The sequence below is a fragment of the Rhodococcus sp. 14-2470-1b genome, assembly GCF_002259415.1.
Classification (GTDB): Bacteria; Actinomycetota; Actinomycetes; order Mycobacteriales; family Mycobacteriaceae; genus Rhodococcoides.
The window spans coordinates 56309-78590 of sequence record NZ_NPFY01000009.1; the positions used below are offsets into that span (position 1 = coordinate 56309).

The 22282-nt window shown below is 62.1% G+C and carries 19 protein-coding genes and 1 pseudogene; 8 read left to right on the forward strand and 12 right to left on the reverse strand.

Annotated elements, in window-relative coordinates:
• Positions 1-210: 210 nt before the first annotated feature.
• The gene (locus CH293_RS06135) at positions 211-984 is read right to left on the reverse strand and encodes a hydroxypyruvate isomerase family protein (RefSeq protein ID WP_217900744.1); all 774 of its coding nucleotides are present in this window, start codon (positions 982-984) and stop codon (positions 211-213) included.
• Positions 985-1106: 122 nt separating this feature from the next.
• Between CH293_RS06135 and CH293_RS06140 the strand changes: the two genes are divergently transcribed.
• From CH293_RS06140 to CH293_RS06150, 3 genes are all read left to right on the forward strand, one after another.
• Entirely contained in the window at positions 1107-1796 is a 690-nt protein-coding gene (locus CH293_RS06140) for a GntR family transcriptional regulator (RefSeq protein WP_217900745.1), read from the forward strand.
• 182 nt (positions 1797-1978) lie between these two features.
• Positions 1979-2854 carry an NAD(P)-dependent oxidoreductase gene (locus CH293_RS06145; RefSeq protein ID WP_094719665.1) on the forward strand — a complete coding sequence of 292 codons (876 nt, stop codon included), beginning with the start codon at positions 1979-1981 and terminating at the stop codon, positions 2852-2854.
• 147 nt (positions 2855-3001) lie between these two features.
• Positions 3002-5005, forward strand: a complete 2004-nt coding sequence (locus CH293_RS06150) for an alpha-amylase family protein (protein WP_094719679.1) — start codon at positions 3002-3004, stop codon at positions 5003-5005.
• Between the two features lie 21 nt (positions 5006-5026).
• Here CH293_RS06150 and CH293_RS06155 read toward each other — a convergent pair whose 3' ends face one another.
• Both CH293_RS06155 and CH293_RS06160 read right to left on the reverse strand, forming a co-directional pair.
• Complete coding sequence (locus CH293_RS06155) at positions 5027-6007, reverse strand: NADPH:quinone reductase (RefSeq protein ID WP_094719666.1); 981 nt, start codon at positions 6005-6007, stop codon at positions 5027-5029.
• On the reverse strand, positions 6004-6615 hold the full coding sequence (locus CH293_RS06160; protein WP_094719667.1) for a cysteine hydrolase family protein: 612 nt from the start codon (positions 6613-6615) through the stop codon (positions 6004-6006). The genes CH293_RS06155 and CH293_RS06160 overlap by 4 nt, the downstream gene beginning before the upstream one ends.
• A 132-nt stretch (positions 6616-6747) precedes the next feature.
• Between CH293_RS06160 and CH293_RS06165 the strand changes: the two genes are divergently transcribed.
• Positions 6748-7275, forward strand: coding sequence for a PadR family transcriptional regulator (locus CH293_RS06165; protein WP_094719668.1), 528 nt, complete (start codon positions 6748-6750; stop codon positions 7273-7275).
• 10 nt (positions 7276-7285) lie between these two features.
• Here the strand turns inward: CH293_RS06165 and CH293_RS06170 are convergent, their stop codons facing one another.
• The 7 genes from CH293_RS06170 to CH293_RS06200 all read right to left on the reverse strand — a co-directional run bounded on the left by CH293_RS06170 (position 7286) and on the right by CH293_RS06200 (position 16313).
• Complete coding sequence (locus tag CH293_RS06170) at positions 7286-8005, reverse strand: maleylpyruvate isomerase family mycothiol-dependent enzyme (RefSeq protein WP_094719669.1); 720 nt, start codon at positions 8003-8005, stop codon at positions 7286-7288.
• A 10-nt stretch (positions 8006-8015) separates the two neighbouring features.
• On the reverse strand, positions 8016-8843 hold the full coding sequence (locus tag CH293_RS06175; protein WP_094719670.1) for a fumarylacetoacetate hydrolase family protein: 828 nt from the start codon (positions 8841-8843) through the stop codon (positions 8016-8018).
• A gap of 6 nt (positions 8844-8849) precedes the next feature.
• Positions 8850-9926 carry a cupin domain-containing protein gene (locus CH293_RS06180; protein ID WP_037112950.1) on the reverse strand — a complete coding sequence of 359 codons (1077 nt, stop codon included), beginning with the start codon at positions 9924-9926 and terminating at the stop codon, positions 8850-8852.
• The gene (locus tag CH293_RS06185; RefSeq protein ID WP_094719671.1) at positions 9923-11605 is read right to left on the reverse strand and encodes a (2,3-dihydroxybenzoyl)adenylate synthase; all 1683 of its coding nucleotides are present in this window, start codon (positions 11603-11605) and stop codon (positions 9923-9925) included. The genes CH293_RS06180 and CH293_RS06185 overlap by 4 nt, the downstream gene beginning before the upstream one ends.
• The gene (locus CH293_RS06190; protein WP_255122713.1) at positions 11605-13716 is read right to left on the reverse strand and encodes an acetate--CoA ligase family protein; all 2112 of its coding nucleotides are present in this window, start codon (positions 13714-13716) and stop codon (positions 11605-11607) included. Before CH293_RS06190 ends, CH293_RS06185 begins: the two co-directional genes overlap by 1 nt.
• Entirely contained in the window at positions 13713-15392 is a 1680-nt protein-coding gene (locus CH293_RS06195) for an FAD-dependent monooxygenase (protein WP_094719672.1), read from the reverse strand. Before CH293_RS06195 ends, CH293_RS06190 begins: the two co-directional genes overlap by 4 nt.
• A gap of 93 nt (positions 15393-15485) precedes the next feature.
• Positions 15486-16313 (reverse strand): PaaX family transcriptional regulator C-terminal domain-containing protein, encoded by an 828-nt coding sequence (locus CH293_RS06200; protein ID WP_037113357.1) that lies wholly within the window; start codon positions 16311-16313, stop codon positions 15486-15488.
• A 183-nt stretch (positions 16314-16496) separates the two neighbouring features.
• Between CH293_RS06200 and CH293_RS06205 the strand changes: the two genes are divergently transcribed.
• Genes CH293_RS06205 through CH293_RS06220 form a run of 4 tightly spaced genes read left to right on the forward strand, consistent with a single transcriptional unit; the run spans position 16497 to position 21347 of the window.
• The gene (locus tag CH293_RS06205) at positions 16497-17876 is read left to right on the forward strand and encodes an MFS transporter (RefSeq protein WP_080733073.1); all 1380 of its coding nucleotides are present in this window, start codon (positions 16497-16499) and stop codon (positions 17874-17876) included.
• Positions 17873-18979 (forward strand): NAD(P)-dependent alcohol dehydrogenase, encoded by a 1107-nt coding sequence (locus CH293_RS06210; protein WP_094719673.1) that lies wholly within the window; start codon positions 17873-17875, stop codon positions 18977-18979. Before CH293_RS06205 ends, CH293_RS06210 begins: the two co-directional genes overlap by 4 nt.
• Positions 18980-19034: 55 nt before the next feature.
• A complete protein-coding gene (locus CH293_RS06215) occupies positions 19035-20480 on the forward strand; it encodes an aldehyde dehydrogenase family protein (protein ID WP_052059524.1) in 1446 nt (481 codons plus the stop codon).
• Between the two features lie 39 nt (positions 20481-20519).
• The gene (locus CH293_RS06220) at positions 20520-21347 is read left to right on the forward strand and encodes an alpha/beta fold hydrolase (RefSeq protein ID WP_094719674.1); all 828 of its coding nucleotides are present in this window, start codon (positions 20520-20522) and stop codon (positions 21345-21347) included.
• A gap of 86 nt (positions 21348-21433) precedes the next feature.
• Here CH293_RS06220 and wrbA read toward each other — a convergent pair whose 3' ends face one another.
• Together wrbA and CH293_RS06230 are read right to left on the reverse strand one after the other, a co-directional pair.
• A complete protein-coding gene (wrbA, locus tag CH293_RS06225; protein WP_037112946.1) occupies positions 21434-22033 on the reverse strand; it encodes an NAD(P)H:quinone oxidoreductase in 600 nt (199 codons plus the stop codon).
• Positions 22034-22110: 77 nt separating this feature from the next.
• Positions 22111-22282: pseudogene (locus CH293_RS06230) on the reverse strand (S-(hydroxymethyl)mycothiol dehydrogenase); the annotation flags it as partial.

Genomic DNA, 22282 nt, shown 5'->3' on the forward strand with positions numbered 1-22282 from the left:
TCAGTCTGTGATTCACACCATAGAGGTTTTTTGTCAGACAAGTCAACAAGTAATGCATCTGAATGAGCGGGCAGTCCGAGGATGATCCACGCAGCGTCGTCAGCGAGAGGAACCACAGCGCAACGGAATTCGGCGCGAGTGAGTGGACGCACACATGATCAGGGCCCCGACCGCAGTGCGATCGGGGCCCTGACCATGGCGCAGTCGACGTTATCGACGCCCGGAATCGCCGATCCAACCGAACGAGTCGATCGTGCGCGAGGTTGACGGTTTGTACTCGGCACCCACCCGCCCGGTGTACCCACGCTCGGCGAGCGCGTCCAGACATGCCGCAATAGGCAGGTTTCCACTGCCCGGCTCGCCCCTCCCCGGGTCGTCAGCGACCTGGACGTGTCCGATCCGCGACGCCGCGCCTGCAGCTGCCTCGACGATATCCTCGCCGTTGTGGCCTAGGTGAAACGTGTCGAACAGCAGCAGAACCCGCGGATCGCCGACCAAATCCGCAAAGTCGATGGCATCGCTGAGCGAACGAATCGGGTAACTGCCGTTGAGATCGTGTGCCAATGCCTCGAGCAGAACCGTTCCGTCGATCGATTCGAGAACACCCGCCGCGTCGCGGTACAACTCGGCCGCACCCTTTCGACTCTCGGACTCGTTCGATCCTTCGACCGGTTGCCCGTACAGCAGGTTGAAAGATCGACACCCGGTCGCCTCGCCGATCTCTGCAACGAGTTCGATGTTGGCTCGAAGCTCCTCGTGCCGATCCCGATGAACGGCCATTCCGCGCTCCCCCGCCGCCATGTCGCCGGCCCAGAAATTGAGAGCTGCCAAGCGGACGCCCGCCGAGTCGACCGCAGACAGCACCTTGTCGACTTCCCCCCGATCGGGCACCGCGTCGACGAAGGGCCACCAACTCTCCACCGCGTCGAAACCCGCATCCCGCGCAGCAGCGAAACGCTCGAGATAGGCGTGTTCGGTGAACATGATCGAGATGTTCGCACTCAGAGGATGTCCGCGATACTCCATTTGCCCTCACTTCGGATTGTAAGACAGGGTTACTCACCATACATATGTTCGTCCTTGACATGTTGTGTCAACATGGAGCCGTGAGTCCGACTGCCATCCCCCTAGCTACCGCGTCGCTGGTCGACGCCTTGTACTCCTCCATGCGCACTCGGATCGTCAACGGCGACATCGCGCAAGGTGAGAAAGTCACCGAAAATCGCATCGCAACCGAGTACGACGTCGCGCGTCCCACCGCCAAGGCTTGCCTCGAGAGGCTCATAGTCGTCGGCCTACTGAAGCGTTCGGCCCACAAGACCGCGGTCGTACCCATCCTCGACAGCGAGGACATCGAAGATCTGTTCTTCGTCCGCTCCCTCCTCGAGAGCGCAGCCGTGACCGAATTGGCTGTGAAAAGGATACCGCTACAAGAGATCCTGAGAACCCAGGGGGCGATCGAGTCGGCAGCCGAAGCCGGCAACTTCCAAGACCAGGTGGCGGCGGACGTCGACTTCCATGCCCTTGTCGTTCGCCAGGCAGGTAGCCATCGACTTCTGCGCGCCCACGATCTCATTCTCGGCGAGTTACAGATGACCATGGGACTGCAGTCCGCACACAAGGCGACGTCTGCCGGCACCATCGCCGCAGAACACGCAGGCATCATCGAAGCAATCGAAATCGGAGACTCGGATCTCGCCCGCCGGCGAATGCAGATGCACCTCGATGGCGCCCGCCTACGCATCCTGTCGAGTATGCGTGACGCGGCACAGGACTCGGAGCGCAAGTCCGACTGAACGCGACAGCGTCGCGATCGCAGGTAGAAACCGGAAGCGGCGAGCGGCGCTACGCCCGCATCCGTTCGCTTGCTCGGCCCTGAATTGCAACCGGAAATATTGTCAGACAGGAATGCTTGACATACATAAGCTGTCACTGTTGAGTGTGTTCTACAACACTCAAGCGACGATGGAGTCTTTCGATGACAGTGATCGGTTTCGTAGGGCCAGGCGTCATGGGCAAGCCGATGGCCGCGAATCTGGTGTCCGCCGGCCACGAAGTACGAATCTTCGCGCGGTCGACCCAGGGGCGTGATCGGGCATCCGGCACAGGAGCCGTCGTGGTCGATTCCGTCCGGCTGGCGTGCACCGACGCGGATGTGGTGATCACCATGCTTCCCGATGGTCCGGCTGTGCTGGGAATTCTGCCCGAAGTGCTGGACGCCATGCGCGAGGGTGCTGTTCTCGTGGACCACAGCACCATTTCACCGAGCGAAGCCGAGAGCGTGCATCAGGAGGCTTCTCGCGCAGGCATCCGTTGCCTCGACGCACCGGTGAGCGGGGGCGAGGCAGGCGCGGTCCAGGGCAACCTGTCCATCATGGTCGGCGGAGAAGAGAAAACTTTGGACGACGTTCGGCCAGTACTCGATGCGATGGGCACAACCGTGATACACGTCGGCGACGCCGGGTCGGGGCAAGTCGTGAAGGCCGCAAACCAACTGATGGTGGCAGGCCACATCCAGATGCTGGCCGAGGCATTGGTCTTCCTACGTGCACATGGCACCGACCTGCGCCGAGCACTCGACGTGCTCGCCGGCGGACTCGCCGGGAGCACCGTGATCGAACGCAAGAAAGATGCAATGCTCGAGGGAGTTTTCACACCGGGATTTCGAATTACATTGCATGACAAAGACCTCGGGATCGTCGGAGATGCCGTGCGAGATCGGGGTCTTTCACTTCCGGCGACCAGTCTGATGGCCTCGCTCGTCGCAGCCGTCAAGTCACGGGGCGGAGCAGATCTCGACCATTCCGCTCTGTACGGGCTGGCACTCGAACTCAACGGCATGAGCGAACGCTGACGCTTCGTACTTCGAAACAACAATCGACAAGGATCAATCGACGTGAAAGTTCGAGACACCCTACTCCGACCGCCCGGGTCCGCAGTGTCGCAATCCACGACTGCCGGACCACACCGCGATCAACTGTGGTGGAAATCCCCGTTCCGCATGTTTCAGACCAATATTCGCGAAATCGATGCCGGCTTGGATGTCGAAAGAACGCTCGACAGGATTGTGGATTACGGTGCAGACGCCTGGCTGCTCAGCGTCGGTGGCATCATTTCGAACTATCCGTCTACACTCACGCATCAGAGCGTGAATCCAGCACTGGCGGAACGTGAGACCGGCGATCTGGTCGGCGATGCGGTGTCCGCGGCGAGCCGCCGTGGCGTTCGAGTGCTCGCGCGGATGGACTTCTCCAAAGTTGCACGCAGAGTCGCTGAACAACACCCCGACTGGTGTTACATCGATCCCGCTGGGTCGCGCCAGACATACAATGGCCTGACCAGTGCGTGCCCGAGCGGGCAGTATTACCAGGAGAAAGTGTTCGAAGTACTGAGCGAAGTCCTGGATCGCTACGAGATCGACGGATTCTTCTTCAACTGGATCAGCTACAACGAGATCGACTACGAGAAGCGGTACCGGGGTGTATGCCACTGCATGTCGTGCCGAATCGCTTTCGAACCGGCCTTGGGTGGAGCCCTTCCGGACGGACCGGAATCACCGAACTACGTTCTATGGCAGAAATTGTCGTACGATGCGCTCGAAGCACTACTCGGACGGGTTCGTGACTTCATCTCCGCACGGCGGCCCGACGCGCCCCTCGTCCTCGGCGAAACCGCCGATATCGTGTTCCACGAGGCGAACAACGAGGTGGGGCGAACGCTCTGGCCACACAACACATCCGAGTACGTGAGCGTGTCTCGAAGCTACCGCCCGGATGTCCCCGTCCTGGTGAATTCGGTTGCCTTTCTGGACATGCCCTATCGTTTGGTCAGCGAAGAACCCCGCCAGTTCGAACAGTACCTTCTGCAGGCGGCAGCACGGGGCGCCATACCGTCGACGTACATCATGGGCGTGCCGGACGAGTTCGACTACGCTGCTCTGGCTGCAGGGGCTCGCATCACGCGGTTCCACCGGGAGCATCAAGATGTGTATCGAGGACTTCGGCCCTCCGCACGAACCGCAGTCGTCCGTCCGGACGCCCTCAAGGAGTCGTCGACAGCCAGCTCCCGCGCGAACGCAACCGAGGAGTTTCGGGGCACGTGGCTTGCACTTCTCGAACGCCACGTGCCGTTCGACGCACTTCCGGAGAATCGTCTCGGGGAGCTCGCCTCGTCAGGCGCACTCGATCGATATTCGCTGCTCGTCCTGCCTGGCCTCGGGCGCATGGACCTCGACACAACGCGGAAGCTCGACGATTGGGTGGATCGAGGCGGGACGCTGCTCATGACCGGAGACACCGGTCTGGACGACGACCACAGCCAGTTCGATTCGAGCGGCGTGGCGGTACGCACGGCCACGATGAGCACCCCGGAAACGACCTGGTCGTCCGCGCTGGTCGGCGACAACTCCACCGACACCTGGTCCAGCCTACCTATTCTGGGGGAGTTTCATGTCGTCGAAGCGAAGGACGGGACGCAGTCCGCTCTGTCGGTACTGTCGCGTGCACCGTACGGACCCCCCGAAAAATGCTACGGCCACATCCCACTGGACTTCCCTGCCCGCTTGGAATTTGCCTATGGGAGGGGCCGAACGATCACGTTGCCGTGGACACCGGGTCGGGCCTATCGAGATGTGGGACTCGGCGCTATCGGCGATGTGATCGCGTCCGCCGCACTCGATCTACTCGGTGAGAACGTCGACATAGAAACAGACCTGCCATCTCAGGTGGAGGTGGTACTCGGCCGCTCCGACCAAGGACTCGTGATTCACCTTCGCAACCTCACCGGCCAGCGTGGGCAGTCTTTCGGAGATCCGGTGACAATCGGAGCAGGTCATCGCCTCACTCTCGATGTGGGCGCAACAGGTGAAGTGCGTGCCCTCGTCGCAGGTCTTTCACTCGTGGCCGAACGTTCCACGACGAACCGCGGTCAGCTCACGATCACACTGCCCGAAATCGGCCTGTTCGAGGTTCTGGTCGTTGCCGGGGAGGACGGAGCACCCGATTGATCGTTCGATACCGATCCCCCATCAGGTCGGCAACTTCAGGACGACTCTGTGCCGCGTTCCGGAATCGACGTCATCGTGCGCCTCGGCTATTCGGTCCAATGGCAACGGATCACCGATCGAGATCGCCAGCGCACCACCCTGCGCAGCCTCCATGAGATCGACGGCGGCACTCGTCCTGGCTTCCTGCGAGAAGTCGTCGCTGCCGAGGAGCCGGATCGTGACGTTGTCGAACAGCATGGGCCAGAACGGAAAATCAGGCCGACCGTCTCGGGTTCCGTACGCTGCGATCGTCGTGTTGTTCCGGGCGATCGCAGCGTCGAATTCTATGTTGTCGGAGAACGCAACTTCCACGATTCGGTCCACACCGTCCCGTGCGAAGTCGCGTACCTGGGACACCACATCGGGATCGTCCAGAGCAACCGCGAGATCCAGTCCCGAAGCCCGCGCCCGATCCAGATCAGCGGAGGTTCGCACCGTTCCGATCACCGTCGCGCCCTTCCACTTCGCGAGCTGAGCCGCCATGGACCCGACGCCACCGAGCGCCCCCTGAACGACGACCGTCCGACCTTCGATACATCCGTCGCCGAACACGGCCCGGTGCGCTGTGATCCCGGGAATTCCGAGGCACGCTCCCACTTCGGCAGCGACGGAGTCCGGTAGAACGACCGCCTGCCACTCCGGAACGACGGTGAACTGGGCAGCTGTACCGAACGCGCGATAGGACTGGGCACCGAACACCCAGACACGCTGACCCACACGAGACTGTGCGACTCCAGGACCGACAGCGTCGACGACGCCTGCACCGTCGCTGTGTGGCACGACTCTGGGATACGGCATGGCGGATCCGAGCCATCCACGACGCTTCTTCGTATCCCCCGGGTTCACCGAGGAGAAGTCCAAGCGAACGCGGACCTCCCCCTGCCCTGGCTCGGGTGTCGGCAGTGTTCCGAACTCGAGTACGTCAGCTGCCGGACCTTGCGAGTCGTACCACGCGGCGATCATGCCGTTGTGGTCTGCGCGACAACCTCTGCGGTGGTCGCGAACTCGGCAATGTTCGTGAGTGCGAAGTTCTCCGCCGCATGCTGCCATTCTTCGCTGAGGCTCGAGGTGGCATCGGTCACGAGAATAGGACGGTAGCCATGGTCGGCCGCGTCGCGCACGGTGTGCTCGACAGCCATGTTGGTCCACACACCCGCCACGAGAACATCCTTGATTCCCAGATTGCGAAGCAGCGTGTCGAGCATGGTGCCGTTGAAAGCGCTCATACGGTTGCGGATCAGGACCGGCTCGTCTTCACGGGCTTCGGTTCCGTCCAGCGCCTGCGCACCCCACGAACCCAACTTCAGCGAGTCCGGACCGATCAGCTTGAAGATCGGAGCATTGCTCCCGCCGAACGGGCGTCCGGGCAGGGACACGATGTGGTTGTGAATTACCGGCATGGACTGCGCTCGCGCGAAGGTGAGCAATTCTCGTACGTGCGCCTCGAGGTTCTGATGCTTGGCGTGGTCGGCTGCGCCGAACGATGCGTATGCACCATCCGCGTGGACGTTGTCGTTCTGAAGATCCACGAGGACGAGCGCTGTGTTCTCGAGGTCGAAAGTGGTAGTCATCGGAGCCCTTAGAGAGGAGGAGATAGATGGGTCGGCTGGTTTCGCCCCGTCGAGGCACGACCGGCCAACCGGACCAGGGTACCTCGTTTCGAGATACACCTCGAATCGAGGTACTTCTGTCACAATGGTCCGATGTTGGAACTGACCATCCTCGGTTTCTTGTCCGAGGGCCCCCTCCATGGCTACGAGCTCAAACGACGCGTGATCCAGTTGACCGGATACGCGCGGCCGGTGAGCGACGGAACCCTGTATCCGGCGATCAAACGCATGGAGCGCGACGGTCTGTTGGAACGCAAAGCCGAGCCAGGCGCCGGCCCGGCACGTTATGTCCTGACCATCACTGCCACAGGGCACAACGAGCTCCTCGAACGTCTTCGAAATCCTGCCCCAGGCGAGATCTCCGACTTCTCACGGTTCATCGTGGTGCTGACGTTCCTGTCCTTGCTTCCCGAAACCGAGGATCAGCACGATGTGCTCCGGCGCCGGCTCGAGTTCTTGGAACAGCCTGCAAGTTTCTTCTACGAGGGCGAACGCACGCTCCAGGCGGAAGATGTCGCCGACGTCTACCGGCAGGGCATCCTGCTGATCGCGCGCGAGACGAGCAGGGCCGAGCGCGCGTGGCTCGGCTCCACCATTGCCGACTCGTCGGGGACCGACTGACGAAAGACCCTCACAGCCACCGAGGTGGTTCGACGTCCTCTCCGACGATCGATACCGCGATCGCTCCGCGCCCTGCCGCCCACCTGGTGACAGCCGGCAGCGAACCGCGAACAGTCGTGGTGACCGCAGAGCCGGGCGCTACCTCGACCCGTTCGTCCCCGTCGACCGACAACGCCAGCCCACCGCCCTCCCCCTTCTTGCGCCACATCCCGACGATGTCGGAGAGCAACCCTTCGTCGACAATCTCGGGGAAGTCCGCGAACCGCCCACCGTTGCCGAGGTCCACAGCATGGATCCACACCTCGCGCGTGCGCATCCATATCGTCTCCGAGGAGGGCACAGTTCGTCCCTGCGCAGTCCGGACCTCGGCATCCCACGCCGAGACCGGGAGGTTTCTCCACTTCTCGTCGAGACGAGCGACGGTGTGGTCGAACAGATTTCGTATCGCGGCCGGAGACAGAGTTGCCCCTTCGTCGATTTCCCGCCCACGCTGCTCGGTCGATTCGTACATCGGCGTCTCGATACCGGACGCCGCCCAATCCATCAGGCGACACAGCGCAGCGGCGTTGTATCCGACATGTGCCACGAGGTGCCGCCTCGTCCAACCGGACAACAGCGTCGGCTCGTCGAGCTCGGCGTCGGTCAGTTCCGACAGCCGTTGCGCGAAGTAGGACGTTCCCCGGCGAACGACGAGAAGCCGATCCTCGATGCTGGATTCGTGAAAACTCACGTCGAACGCTCTACTTGACGATGGTCTTGTTGCGAACGGAGCCCAAGCCCTCGATCGACACCTCGACGGTCTGACCGTCCTGGATGTAAACCCCGGGCTTGCGGGCGTGTCCCACGCCGCCCGGTGTGCCGGTGATGACGACATCGCCCGGCTGCAAAGTAACAATGTGAGAGATGTACTCGACCAGTTTCGCCGGGTCGAACACCAGATCGTCGGTCGTGGTGGTCTGCATCGTCTGCCCATCGAGTGTTGTTTCGAGCTTTCCGCCGAACACGTACGAATCCGTTGTAGTCAGAAACGGCCCGAATCCGCTGGTCTTCTCGAACGTCTTTCCCTGATCCCACTGCAAGGTGCGGTACTGATAGTCACGCATCGTGTAGTCGTTCATGACCGAATAGCCGGCAATGTACTCGTGCGCATCCGCCTCGGATACCTGATATGCCTGCTTGCCTACGACGAACGCCAGTTCGCCTTCCCAATCGAGCTGCGCCGCTGCGTAAGCGGGCACGATGACGTCGTCGTACGGCCCGGTCAAGGCCTCCCGGAACTTCGTGAACAGCGTCGGAAACTCGGGGAGGTCACGCCCCATCTCCTTGATGTGGTTGGCGTAGTTCAACCCGACACAGACGATCTTGCCCGGACGCGGAACAACGGGTGCATAGTCGGCATCGGACAAGCTCACCTGCTCGCCTGCCGCCGCCTCCGCGACGCTGCGCCAGTTCGAGTCCTCCAGAAGCGCAGTCAGATCGACGTACCCGTCGATGACAGTTGCCGACGTGTCGTTGTCGACACGTACCGCGACCGTGGTGCCGTTTCGGCGTAGCGTGGCGAGTTTCATTTCGGTTCAGGCTCCTTCGGAGACAATAGTGCGTGCAAAATGGAGCTTCTCGACGATCGGCGCATCCGAGAAGGCGAACAGGTCGAATTGGGTGTCCGCTTCGATCGACCACTCGGTCCATGAGGGAACGACGATCATGTCACCGGTATCGACCGGCTTGCTGTCGCCGTTCAGCACGAAGCGACCACTGCCCTCGAAAACTTGGTAGACGGTGGAGCCGACATCGCGGCGCGGTCGGGTATGAGCGCCTTCCCTCAAACGATGGAATTCGGCGCGAATCGTCGGCATGACGTCCCCACCTGTCGTCGGATTGGTGTAGCGAACGGCCGCGTGACCGGGTTCCGTTGTGGCTGCGAAACCCTCGTCTTCGAGATCGAGTTGCGCCTTCAGCGCCGCATCGGTGTACTCCCAACGATATGCCGCGATCGGTGAGCTCGACTTGGCATCCAGCCCGACGAGCGGACGAAGACCCGGATGGGCCCACAAACGCTCCGAACGCGAGATATCGGGGGTCGAGTCGTCGGTGACGTTCTCGGACCCGAACTCGAAGAATCCGGTGTCCGTGTAATGAACGAACGGGATGTCGAGCCCGTCGATCCAGGCCATGGGCTGGTCGGTCTCGTTGTGGTGGCCGTGGAAGTTCCAACCGGGGGTGAGCAGGAAGTCACCTCGCCGCATGGCTACCGGGTCGCCGTTCACGACGGTCCAGACTCCCTCCCCCTCCACGACGAAGCGGAACGCGTTCTGTGCGTGACGATGCTCGGGCGCAACTTCTTTGGGCCCCAGATACTGAATGGCCGCCCACAACGTCGGGGTTATGTACGGAACGCCCGACAGTCCTGGATTCGCCAGAGCTATGGCTCGACGTTCCCCACCGCGTCCGACCGGCACGAGGTCGCCTGCGCGCTGCGCAAGCGGGTACAGGTTCGACCACTTCCACACGTAGGGAATCGCTTTGGACTTCGGCGTCATGGGCATGAGATCACCGAGTTGAGTCCACAGGGGCATGAGATTCTCGGTCTCGAAATCCCGGTAGAGCTGATCGAGTGCCGGATCTTCGGGCTGTACGTCGGTGTCGTTCATCGGTTTCCCTCCTGGTCTGCAGCGAGGCGAGCGCGTATATCGTCCCGCATCGCTTTCTTGTCCAGCTTTCCTACTTTGGTGGTGGGAATGGCGTCGACGACGATCAACTTCTCGGGCAGCTTGAACCGCGCGACGCCCGCTGCGTTCATCACACGGATCACATCGTCGAGCTCGACCCCCTTCCCGGGGGTGACGGATACGTAGAGACACAGTCTCTCGCCGAGTTTCGGGTCCGGCATCGCGACGGCGGCCGCCATCTCGATGCCGTCGACCTGGTAGGCGAAGTTCTCGATCTCCTCCGCGGAGATCTTCTCGCCACCGCGGTTGATCATGTCCTTGTCGCGGCCGGCGACGATCAGGTTGCCGTCCGGTCTCCTCACCACGATGTCACCGCTGCCGTACCACCCGTCCGGGGTGAATGCCCGGGCATTGTGCTCGGGTGCGCGGAAGTACCCACGCGGCGTGTACGGGCCTCGGGTCAGGAGCGCGCCGGGTACGCCGTCCTCCACCGGTTCTCCCTGCTCGTCGACGACAGAGATCTCGTCGGCCTCGCTGACCGGCCGCCCTTGAGTGTTGGTGATGACCTCCAGGTCGTCGTCCAATCGTGTCATGTTGATCAGACCTTCGGCCATGCCGAACACCTGCTGCAGACGCGCACCGAGCACCGGTTCGACCCGCGCCGCCAGTTCGTCCGGCATTCTCGAACCACCGACCTGAAGTACTTTCAGACTCGAGCCCGTCAGGGTGTGATGCTCACGTTGATGCTCGATCCAGGACTGAGCCACGGCAGGGACAACGGTCGCTACCGTGACGGCCTCGCTGTCGATCGCTGCGAGCGCCCGGTCGGGACGGGCCGACGGCAGCATCACCGTCCGACCACCCGCGAACAGCGTTCCAAGGATTCCGGGGCACGCGAGGGGAAAGTTGTGGCTGCTCGGTAGCGCACCCAGATACACACTGTCCGAGGTAATTTCGGTTACTGCGTTGCATCGGATGATGTTGTACGCATAGTCGTCGTGGGTCCGAACGATGAGCTTGGGGAGACCGGTTGTGCCTCCGGACAGGAGAAAACATGCCACATCCTCACCCGTAGGCTCGTACTCTTTCTCGTCGAATGTGGGGACTGTCTCTGCGGCCTCGGCAAGACTGTGTTCCGGGGTCGCTGTGGAGCCGGCAGAGAGCTCTCCGTGAACCAGGACGGTCTTGACGGTCGGTACTTCCGCCGCCACCTCCTGCGCGGTCGTTCGCAGATCGGTGTCCTTGTCGGTATCAGCCACCACGATGGCAACTGCCTCCGACAAGGCAGCGAGATGCGTCAGTTCGTGACGTCGGTGTGCGGGCAGAGCCATCACCGGCACGACACCGATCCGAAAACACCCCAGTGTGAGGGCGACGAACTCCCATGAATTGGGGAGCTGAAGCACAATTCGGTCGGCGGGTTCGATGCCCAGATCGAGCAGGTTCTGTGCGAACCCCGCTGCTTTGTCCCACAGTCCACGGTAGGTCAACCTGGTCGAACCGTCGACGAGTGCCTCGGCATCGGGGGCAGAGTGCACTCGCTCGGCTACGTAGGATCCGAGCGAGCGTCCCTGCCAGTAACCCGCTGCCCGGTAGTGCTCGGCCACGTCCTCGGGCCACGGCACCACGCCGTCGATGGTCAGTGCCGCCCTGGTACTCATCACCGAACTCCTTCAGTAGCAGTGCGCGACGATCCGACAACCACGGCGTCGAGCGCAATCAAACCGTCCACGGTGAGACGTAGCGGGTTTATCTCCAGATCGTCTATTTCTTCGTGCTCGACCAGATAGCTTGCAAGAGCTACTGCAGCCCGTCCGAACTCGTCTCGGTCCAGGCTCGGACCACCACGCCATCCGTGCAGAAGCGCGGAGGTTCGGAGATCGTCGAGCATGGTTGTCGCTGCAGCCAAGGTGACATCGCCGCTGCGGATCGCGACGTCGCCGATCGCTTCGGCCGCGGTACCACCCAGACCGGCGACCACGATGGGTCCGAAGACCGCATCTCGCCGGACGCCCAGAAACAGGTCGACGCCGGGACCAGCCATGCTTTCCACGAGATAAGCCGGCGCACCGATCGCATCGAGTGCATCGAGTGCTGTATCGAGTTCCGCTTCAGTTCGGATGAACAGGTGCACTCCCCCGATTTCGGTCTTGTGGAGCACAGTTGCGTCGAGGATCTTGACCGCAACAGGCTGTTCGAGTTCGTCGAACGCCCGATGTGCATCGGAGCGTGTACGGACCACACGCCGGTCCGGTGTCCGAATCCCCAACGCGTCCAACAAATCTTTGCCTGCTGCTTCGTCGACCGGTAGCTCGAGGGCAGGGGCGTTCGCAGTGCGTGAGGACGTCCCTCCGAGTCGGCCGTGCCGGATTTTTGCATCGTCGACCAGTGCACGAACACCGTTGGCGAGCGATGTCGGGCTGCCGAGAACTGGCAGACCGAGCTCCGCTGCCGACGTGGTAGCCGAGGAGACAGCGTCACCTGGTCCGCCGATCCCGAGGACCACAGGCAAGGTCGCGTGTACGCCGGACTCGTCCACTGCCGAAGCCAGGTCGATCGCGTCGGGCTCCGCCAGCGCGTACACCGCGAGAGCGTCGACCTGCGGATCGCTCGCCGTCGCACGAAGTACCGCAGCGAACGTGTCCGCCGGCCGTCCGGTGTCCACCGGGTTCGCCTGATAGGTAAGGGGAGGCAACAGATCGGACAGCAATGCCTGCGTCGAATCCGCGAGGGTCGGAACGTTCGCACCGCCCCCGAGCAATGCGTCGAGAACCATGAGACCTGGGCCTGCCTGTGCCGTCACCAGGCCGATGCCGGGAGATGCCGACGCCGGAAGGCGGGTTCGACTCAGGACCGCCAGGGCGTCGACCAGATGATGTTCGTCGTCGACGACCACGGCCCCTGCCTCGGTCAGCAATGCGCGAGTGGTGCGCCAGGAGGTGGCGAGCGCTCCTGTGTGGGATTCGGAGAACGCCGAGACGTCGCTTCGTCCGACGACGATGGCGACGATCGGCTTGACGGCACTCACGTCGCGGATAGCGGAGAGCAACGCACGTCCATCCTCGACCGACTCGACGTGCAGGGCTATTGCCGTGATCGACTCGTCGTGCTGCAGGTATCGCAACACATCGACGTTGGTGACATCGACGCTGTTTCCCAGTCCGACCCCGAGTCCGACGCCGACGCCGCTCTCCGAGAGCAGGAAGGAGAGTGCGTGATTCATGCCTCCGCTCGCGGCAACGACGGCGACGGTGCCGCTGGAGATGTGCTCGACAGTCGGAACGAAACTAACCGTGGTCTCTTGTGGGCGAAAGAAGCCGGATGTGTTCGGCCCCAGAAGGCGAATGCCTGTCTCGGCGGTGATCGATGCGAGGCGATTCTGAAGTTCGACGCCCTGCTCGCCTGCCTCGGCGAACCCTCCGGAGCAAATCAGAGCTGCCCGAACTCCGCACGCGGCCGCGTCCCTCAGCGCAACCGGTGTTGCTGCGGCGGGGATACACAACACGGCCAAGTCGATCGGAGCGCCGTGTGCGTCGGTGGCTGCCTCGATCGAGGTGTGAAAGCCGTCATCGGCGCCACGCGGGTTGATACCGAAAGTCGCGATGGACCCGTCGCCTCCCCTGCCGATGGCGTCGAGCATCACCGAGCCAAGTTTCCCCGGTGTCGTCGACGCACCGAACACTGCGATGGAGGACGGGCGAAACATGGGATCGAGATTCCCTGCGCCGCGGCCGGCGTTCTCGGCCGTCGGCGTGCTCTGCAGTACGGTCACTTCGAGACCTCCGTTGTCGTGGTGGCGGTGTCGTCCACAGACCCCTTCTCGAAGGCGACCGCGTCGGCTCGTCCGGACAGAACGAGAGTGGCAGCGCAGTCCCGTTCGTCGACCGCGCGACGCGCTCGCACGGACGTCTCACGGTCGACGACGATTGCCGAGAGATGATGATGCAGGCGAACGTACTCGGCGGCGAGTACACGCGAGAGTTCGGTTCCATGACGGATGATCACGGCACCTGCACCAGCGGCACACAGCGAATCGAGGCGCGACACCGAGTCGGCATCCAGGCTCGTGCGGTCGGAGTCGGAAGCCGAGTACACAGGCAGCGCGTCGGAGACACTGATTCCGTCCGTCAGACGTACCGAATCCAGGGTGTTCGCGGGGGCGAGTTTCAGCAATCGTGAGCGGAACTCCACGGCGCCGATTTTCAGCGGAGTCTCGAGCGGTGCCGCCCCGTTCTGCTCGTGCCAGGACCGTTCCGCGTCCTCGACGAAACGGGGGTCACGAACGCGAGTCTTCTCCGCGGAGATGGACCGAGTGAAGAAGTGGAAGCCGAACTGCCAAGGCTCCAACTCCTGGTAGTACTCGCCGAAATGATCCCACCAAGCGAGACTCGGAACAGAGGAATTCTGAACCTTCGCAACCTGCGGCTTGCGAATCTGTTCGAACTTCTGGAGGGCGCTGTCCAGATCGGACGAAGCTTCCGCCACGGTTTGCGCGAGAACCGCTGCGTCCTCCATCGCCATCTTCGTTCCCGATCCGACCGAGAAGTGGGCGGTATGCATTGCGTCACCGAGAAAGACGACCGGGGTCCCCCGATCGGTGTGAGTGTGCCAGCTGTCGGTCCGGCGAGTTCGGAAGTTGGACCAGCGCGAATTGTTGGCAACCAGGTTCGCACCGTCGATCTGGTCCGCGAAAAGTTCTTCGAGGTAGCGCTGCGTCACCAGATCCGACTGCCCGGGTGGCAACGTCATGTCGAAGCCGTCGAGACCGGCTCTACGCCAGGTCTCTTCGTCGGTTTCGACGATGAATGTGCTCAGTTCCGAACCGATAGGGTATGCGTGCACAGCGAAATTGCCATGCTCGGACTGCTTGTGGAGGAACGTCAGACCGTCGAACTGGTACGTCGTTCCGAACCAGATGAACTTCACTGCGGCTTCCTCGACCGAGTGCCCTAGCTCGCCGGAAAACGACTCCCGCGATGCCGAGTTGGTTCCGTCTGCCGCAACGATCAGGTCGTAGTCTCCGGTGGCGTCGAGTGCCAGGACCGACGTATCGACCGAATAGTGCAGCCTGGCACCCAATTCGGCGGCGCGACCCCGGAGCGCGCCGAGAAGAACTCGTCGGTGCACCGCCGACATGCCATTTCCGCCTGCAGCGGTGATGTTGTCGTGAGCGTGCACCGCGATGCTCTCCCAGTGCCGGCCGCGCTCGGCCAACGTATCCCTGAGAATCGGATCGACCCGGTCGATGTTGTCGAGGGTCGCGTCGGAGAACACGACGCCGAAACCGAAGACGTCACTTTCCAGGTTTCGTTCGAAAACGTCGACGGTCGCGGCGGGGATGCTGTGCGCCAGGGCAATTGAGGTGAACAGGCCACCCGGCCCACCACCGATGCATGCAATGCGCAAAGGTGTGGCGGCGGAATCCTGCTGTTGTTCTGGGATTGACATCGATGTCGGCCCCTAGCGTGGAAGGCGGGCCCGGATCTCGGGCGAACGTGAGACAATTGTGTGTCATCTTGATGCTCGAAGTCAATAAATCTGTTACATGTTTTTGGATTGTTCGGCATCCACTGCAACTTCTCCCGCTGTCCGAAGAACGAACTCCTCCGCACTCGGCCGCAGTTCGTCGTGACACTCGGTGAAGACCTCGTGAGCGACACGCCCACGCCACCCGGGAGGAAGCAGAGCGTCCGGGAGGTCCGGATCCCGGAAGGGGTACCGACGGTAGCTCTGAACCAGCTTCATCCGCTCGACCAGAGCATCCTCACCGGCAAGACCACGACGAAAGCCGGCCAGTCGCGGCTGGAATTCCTCGATGAAAGACTGATACTCGACACCGAGTTCGGCGAGGTCCCAACACCGCTCCGCAATGGAGCGATCGCTGGTCAAGCCGCTGCTGTGGCTTCGAAGGAACTGGATTCTCAGTTCGTCCTCACCGCTGAGCATCTCTCGGAGTCGCTTCTCCCTGTCATGGGGCGAGAACCAGGTGGCACTGCCGTAGGCACCGAAGCCATACCAGTTCAGCGCAGTTTCGATCCGCTTGCGCTGCTCGCGATCGAGTCCATCCTCGTCGACGAGAGCCTGCGTCCAGCTTCGATCCCAATCGTCGAAGTGTCTCTCGAAGATTCGGGCTCGGCCGTCGTCCAGGAGTCGCCAGCTCTTCTCGTTGAGCAGATAGGAGACCTCGCGCCCACTTTTCGTGGAGTCGAACCACCCTTCTTTACGCAGACGCGCCATCACCACCCGCACCGTTGCGGACTCGACGCCGAAGACCGCCATCAGTTCGGTGAGAGTCCCGAGCTTCGCCGCACCACCCGTATACCGGAAGTACTCTCCATACAGGTCGAACACCAGCGCACGTGGCCTCATCGGAGCCTCCTTCACGAACGTCAGCCAGCGACCGACTCTAAATGTGTCATTTCTATTGACTTTCACCTACATCATGACACATAGTGACTGTAGTCACTATGTGAAATAGCCCTCTGATTCGACCGTGAACCCGCCACACAGCGTCGACTCCAGTCTCTCGAACACCATCATCGGAGGAACAAGGTGAATCCCCTGGCCGCGTCGAGTAGCACCGCATCGCGCGCTCGCCGCTCCAGTTCGACCGTCGTAGCGCTCTGCTTCGTGATCATCGTCTTCGACGGCTACGACCTCGTCGTGTACGGAACAACAGTTCCGTCTCTTCTCGCCTACCAGCAGTGGGAGCTCACTCCGGGCCAAGTCGGGACCATCGGTAGTTACGCATTGGTCGGCATGCTTCTGGGCGCGCTCCTCTCAGGATGGCTAGCACCGCGAGTCGGCGCACGAGCCATAGTTCTGACGTCGCTTGTCTCGTTTTCCGTTCTCATGGGCTTGACCGCACTCGCACCGAACCCGGAAATCTTCGGCCTGCTCCGATTCCTGGGGGGTTTGGGGCTGGGCGGGGTCGTTCCCACCGTGATCGCCCTGACGGTCGAATACTCACCACCTGCGCGTCGACAGTTCAACAATGCACTCATGTACAGCGGCTACTCCGTAGGAGGCGTGCTGGCCGCGTTGGCCGCCATCGCGCTGCTACCCGACGCAAGCTTCCGCGTCATGTATGCAATCGGCCTACTTCCCCTCGTCACGATCGTTCCGCTCGCGTGGCGGTATTTGCCCGAGTCGGTGGCCTTCTTGGTCGGGAAGGGCCGAGCGGACGAGGCGAAAGCCCTGGCCGACAGATTCGGCATCGCTACACCGCCCGAGAAGACACCGGACGCACGAGGAAGCATGGCGTCACTGGTCACGGGACCCCGCGCACTGCCGTTGCTCCTTCTCGTGATTGCCTCGTTCTGTGGCCTGTTGCTCGTCTACGGAGTCAACACATGGCTACCCAACATCATGAGACAGGCCGGATACTCGCTCGGAAGTTCGCTCAGCTTCCTCCTGGTGCTGAACATCGGCGCTATCGCCGGCGCCTTGACCGCCTCACGGGTTGCCGATCGATTCGGAAGCAAGCCGGTCACCGTGGTCTCGTTTCTCCTCGCAGTACTGGCGATCCTGGCCCTGGGACTCGGCCTTCCTCTCTACGGTGCGATGATCGTCGTTGCGGTGGCCGGTCTCGGAACCGTCGGTACGCAGATCCTCGTGAACGGTTACGTCGCAACCTTCTTCGGCGCCCGCGACAGGACGTCGGCCCTGGGACTGTCGCTTGGACTCGGTCGCGTGGGCGCGATATTCGGTCCCATCCTCGGCGGCTGGATCGCATCCTCCACACTCGGCGTCGAATGGAACTTCTACACGTTCGCCGTGTTCGCCGGAATCGGTTGCATAGCAGTATCTCTCGTCAACAACAAACGATCCGCCACCGACGCGCAGGACGAACCGCGCGTCGACCACCCGACATCCGCACATCAGTCGACCACTCCCCGAGTCGTCACCGAACCGAAAGAAGCTCATTCGTGACCACAACAGTGACCGCTGCCGTAGCCCGCTCCACGGGTGAACCGCTCACCATCGAATCCCTTCAGCTCGACGAGTTGCGCCCCAACGAGGTCCGAGTACGGATCGTCGCATCAGGTGTGTGCCACACCGACGCGATTGTTCGCGACGGAATCTATCCCACCCCACTGCCTGCGGTTCTGGGACACGAAGGCGCGGGTGTCGTCGAAGGGATCGGCTCGGACATCACCACAGTCGAGGTCGGGGATCACGTCGTACTTTCCGCTGCCTACTGCGGTAAGTGCGTGCAATGCCGGTCGGGCAGAGTTGCGTACTGCGAGAATCTGTTCGCGGAGGATTTCGGGGGTGCGCGCCACGACGGGTCCACCTCCCTGTCGGACGGTAACGGCGCGATCTCGTCGCACTTCTTCGGGCAGTCCGCCTTCTCCACCTACGCCAACGTGGTCGAGACCAGCGTGATCAAGGTCGACAAAAAGGCGCCGCTGGAGACAATCGCTCCACTCGGCTGCGGGCTACAGACCGGCGCCGGAGCGATCCTCAACGATCTTCGTCCGGCACCGGGAACGTCCATAGCGGTATTCGGCACCGGCGCCGTCGGCTCTGCCGCAATCATGGCTGCACAGATCGCAGGATGCACCACCATCGTCGCAGTCGATCTCCACGATTCTCGTCTCGAGCTGGCCGAAACTATCGGGGCCACACACACGATCAACGGTCGGACTGCTGACGTGGTTGCCGAACTCGACAAAATCACCGGCGGAAAGGGACTGGACTTCGCTCTCGACACCACTGCCGTTCCCGCTGTACTCCAGCAGGCCGCAGCCTCACTGGGAATCGGCGGGACCGTTGCGCTCGTCGGCGCAGCAGCACCTGGTACGGACGTCACCTTCGAGATCGGTGCTTCGCTCGTGAAGGGCTGGACGTTCAAAACGATCATCCAGGGAAGTTCGGTGCCTCAGCAGTTCATTCCTCGCCTCGTCCTTCTGTGGGAGCAAGGCCGATTCCCTTTCGACAAGCTCATCAAGAACTACGAACTCGACGACATCAACACCGCTTTCGCGGACTCCGAGAACGGCTCGACCATCAAACCGGTCGTTGTCTTCTGAAGTTCCTTTCACCGCTACTCACTCGTTCACGAGCGTCACAACAAGGAGAAAGCCAATGACCACAACGAACGACCTCTTGTCCGTAGGCCACCTCATCGGCCATGAGCTCACCACCGCCGACACCTACGACAACGTCGTAGATCCAGGCCGGTTGAGCGACGTCGTCGCTCGCGTTGCCGTCGGCACCCCCGCAGATGTCAACCGAGCGGTCGAGGTCGCGCACGAGGCTTTCACTGCGTGGAAGAACGTGGCCCCCGCGGAGCGGGCACGACTGCTTCTCGAGATCGCGGACGTGCTGGCAGCTTCGGGTGAGGACCTCGCTCCCCTGCTCGTCCGCGAGCACGGCGGCGTCCTCTGGGAAGCTCAGACCGACTTCGGCCTCGGCACCGGCGTACTTCAGCACACCGCGAGCCTGGTCGAGTCGTTCTTCGAGCCGGTTCAGTACGACGACGATCAGAGTTTCATCAGCGTCGAGCGCGTTCCTCGCGGAGTCGTGGGCGCGGTCGTTCCGTGGAACATGCCGGTCGTGTTGACCATGATGAAGCTGGCGCCAGCTCTCGCAACGGGCAACACGATCGTCATCAAGCCTTCGCCGTTCGCGCCCGCCGCGCTCACGCTGGCCCTGCACCGCATGGCGCAGAAGCTACCCGCAGGCGTCATCAATGTCGTGCATGGCAATTCCGATGTCGGCCAGGCACTGACGTCGCATCCGCTCGTACGCAAGATCGGGTTCACCGGAGGCACGGCCACCGCACGACAGGTCATGGCGGCAGCGTCCGGCACCATCAAGAACCTGACGCTCGAGCTGGGTGGCAACGATCCTGCGATCGTGCTCGACGACGTCGACATCGACGCTGCGCTCGATCGGATGCTGAAAGGTGTCTTCACGCGCTCGGGCCAGATCTGCTTCGCAGTCAAGCGCGTCTACGTTCCGCGCGCTCTCTACGGAACGTTCGCCGACGCATTCACCGAGAGGGTCGATCAGTACGCGGTGGGACACGGTCTCGACGAGAACGCGAGCTTCGGGCCTCTGAACAACAAGACCCAGTTCGACTCGGTCAACGCGCTCATCGAGGGGACCAAGAATTCCTCGGCGAAGATCGTTCAGCTCGGCCGCAAACTGGACTCCGCTGCCGACGGTTACTACGTACTTCCGCACGTGGTGCGCGATGTGGAACACTCCGCACCGATCAGCAGCTGCGAGCAGTTCGGCCCGGTGATCCCACTGATTGCATACGACGACGAGGACCAGGTCGTCGACTGGGCAAACGATTCCGAGTACGGGCTCGGCTCCTCGGTGTGGACCACCGACGGCGACCGTGGACTCGCGATGGCGCGCCGCATCGAGGCCGGCAGCACGTTCATCAACACACATGCCTTCGAATCACTCGATCTCAGAATGCCTTTCGGTGGTGTCAAGCAAAGCGGCATCGGTCGCGAATTCGGCGAAGCAGGCATGCGCGAATACGTCGACGAGCACTCCATCCGATTGCTCAAGTGACATCAACCGACCACCTCGAACCCTGGAGCATGGATTCGCATGACGCAGACAGATTCGGCTGCACCTGACATCACCACCGACACCGTCGTCGCCGACGACGGTACGGAATTGGGAGTGCATCGGCTGGGGTCCGGCTCCCCGGTCGTGGTCGTGCACGGCAGCATCTCCACAGCACAGTCATGGATGCCGGTGGCCACGTTGCTCGCCGCCGATCACTCGGTCTTCGTTCTCGATCGTCGTGGGCGTGGATCGAGCGGGGACGCGGACGAGTACACCCTCGGGACGGAAGCCGCCGACATCATCGCGGTTGTGAAGCGGGCGCAGCAGGAGACCGGTGCAGTTCCTGCATTGGTCGGCCATTCGTACGGCGCGATCTGCGCCCTGCACGCCGTTCGAGCAGGCGCTGATGTCGCGTCGCTCGCGTTGTACGAACCACCGCTGCCGGTCGACGGCCCAGTGGCAGGCGAGCACCTTGCGCCGTACGCAGCAGCGATTGCCGCATCGGACAACGATGCTGCAATTCGGATCGCCATGGAACACTTCATTCGCGTTTCCAGCGATGAAACCGAGGCGCTTGCCGCCACTCCGTTGTGGGGTCAGTTTCTGGAGTTGGCACCGACGTGGACTCGGGAACTCGCGGAGATCGACGTCAGTGTGGGCGTACTGCCGGAATACGGTGCTCTGACCGTCAGAACGTTGCTGCTCGTCGGCAGTGAAAGTCCTGCGCATCTCGTCGGTGCCACGGCGTATCTCGAATCGGCACTTCCGGAGTCGACGAAACACGTCCTGTCGGGGCAAGCGCACTTCGCCAATCTCGGCGATCCAGGTGCGGTCGCGACAGCGATCCACTCCTTTGTGAACCAGTAGCCGGCGAGACACGGAGATACCCCTGCACCTCTCGAGGTGCAGGGGTATCTCCGTGAAACGTCGAGAGTGACTCGAGGTCGCCGACGCTACTTCGACAAGGCGTCCGCGATGGTGACGACGCGTTGGGTCATGTGTTCGAGCGCCGCGCTGGTTGCATCGTCGAGTTCGTTCTGGTTGTTCGGTCCGGTGATGTGGCTGACACCGTAGGGATTTCCGTCAGCGAACTTCAGGCCGTCGGTGTAGCCCGGAGGCACGAGAACGCCACCGAAGTGCATCAGTGACGTGTACAGGCCGATCAACGTCGTCTCCTGACCGCCGTGCGCGGTCTGACTCGAGGTGAAAGCCGCGTATGCCTTGTTCGCGAGTTGCCCCTTGGCCCAGAAACCGCCGAGCGAATCCATGAACGTCTGAAACGGTGCAGCCGTACTGCCGAAACGCGTGGGTGATCCGAATATCACTGCATCTGCCCAGACGATGTCGTCACCGCTCGCCGCGGGAAGATCCTTGGTTGCCTCGTAGTTGGCCGACCACGCCGGATTCTCGGCGAATGTACTGGGGTCCCTCGTCTCGGCTATGTGCCGGACCCGAACTTCCGCGCCGGCCGCAGTAGCAGCCTCTGCGACCTTGTTCGCCATGACCGTTCCGTGGCCGGTAGACGAGTAGTAAATTACTGCAAGTTTCGTCATGTCTCTGCCTTCCTGATTGCGGTGAACTGCACTCGTGCGATCACGTACCCGTCTGGACCGAGTTGCAATCGGAGCGATCAGAGTTCGATCACCGATCGCAGGACCGTGCCCTTGTGCATCTTCTCGAACGCAGCCTCGATGTCCTCGATACCGATCCGCTCGGTCACGAACTTCTCCAACGGCAACCGACCCTGCTCGTACAAATCCACCAACAACGGAAAATCACGCTCCGGCAAGCAATCGCCATAC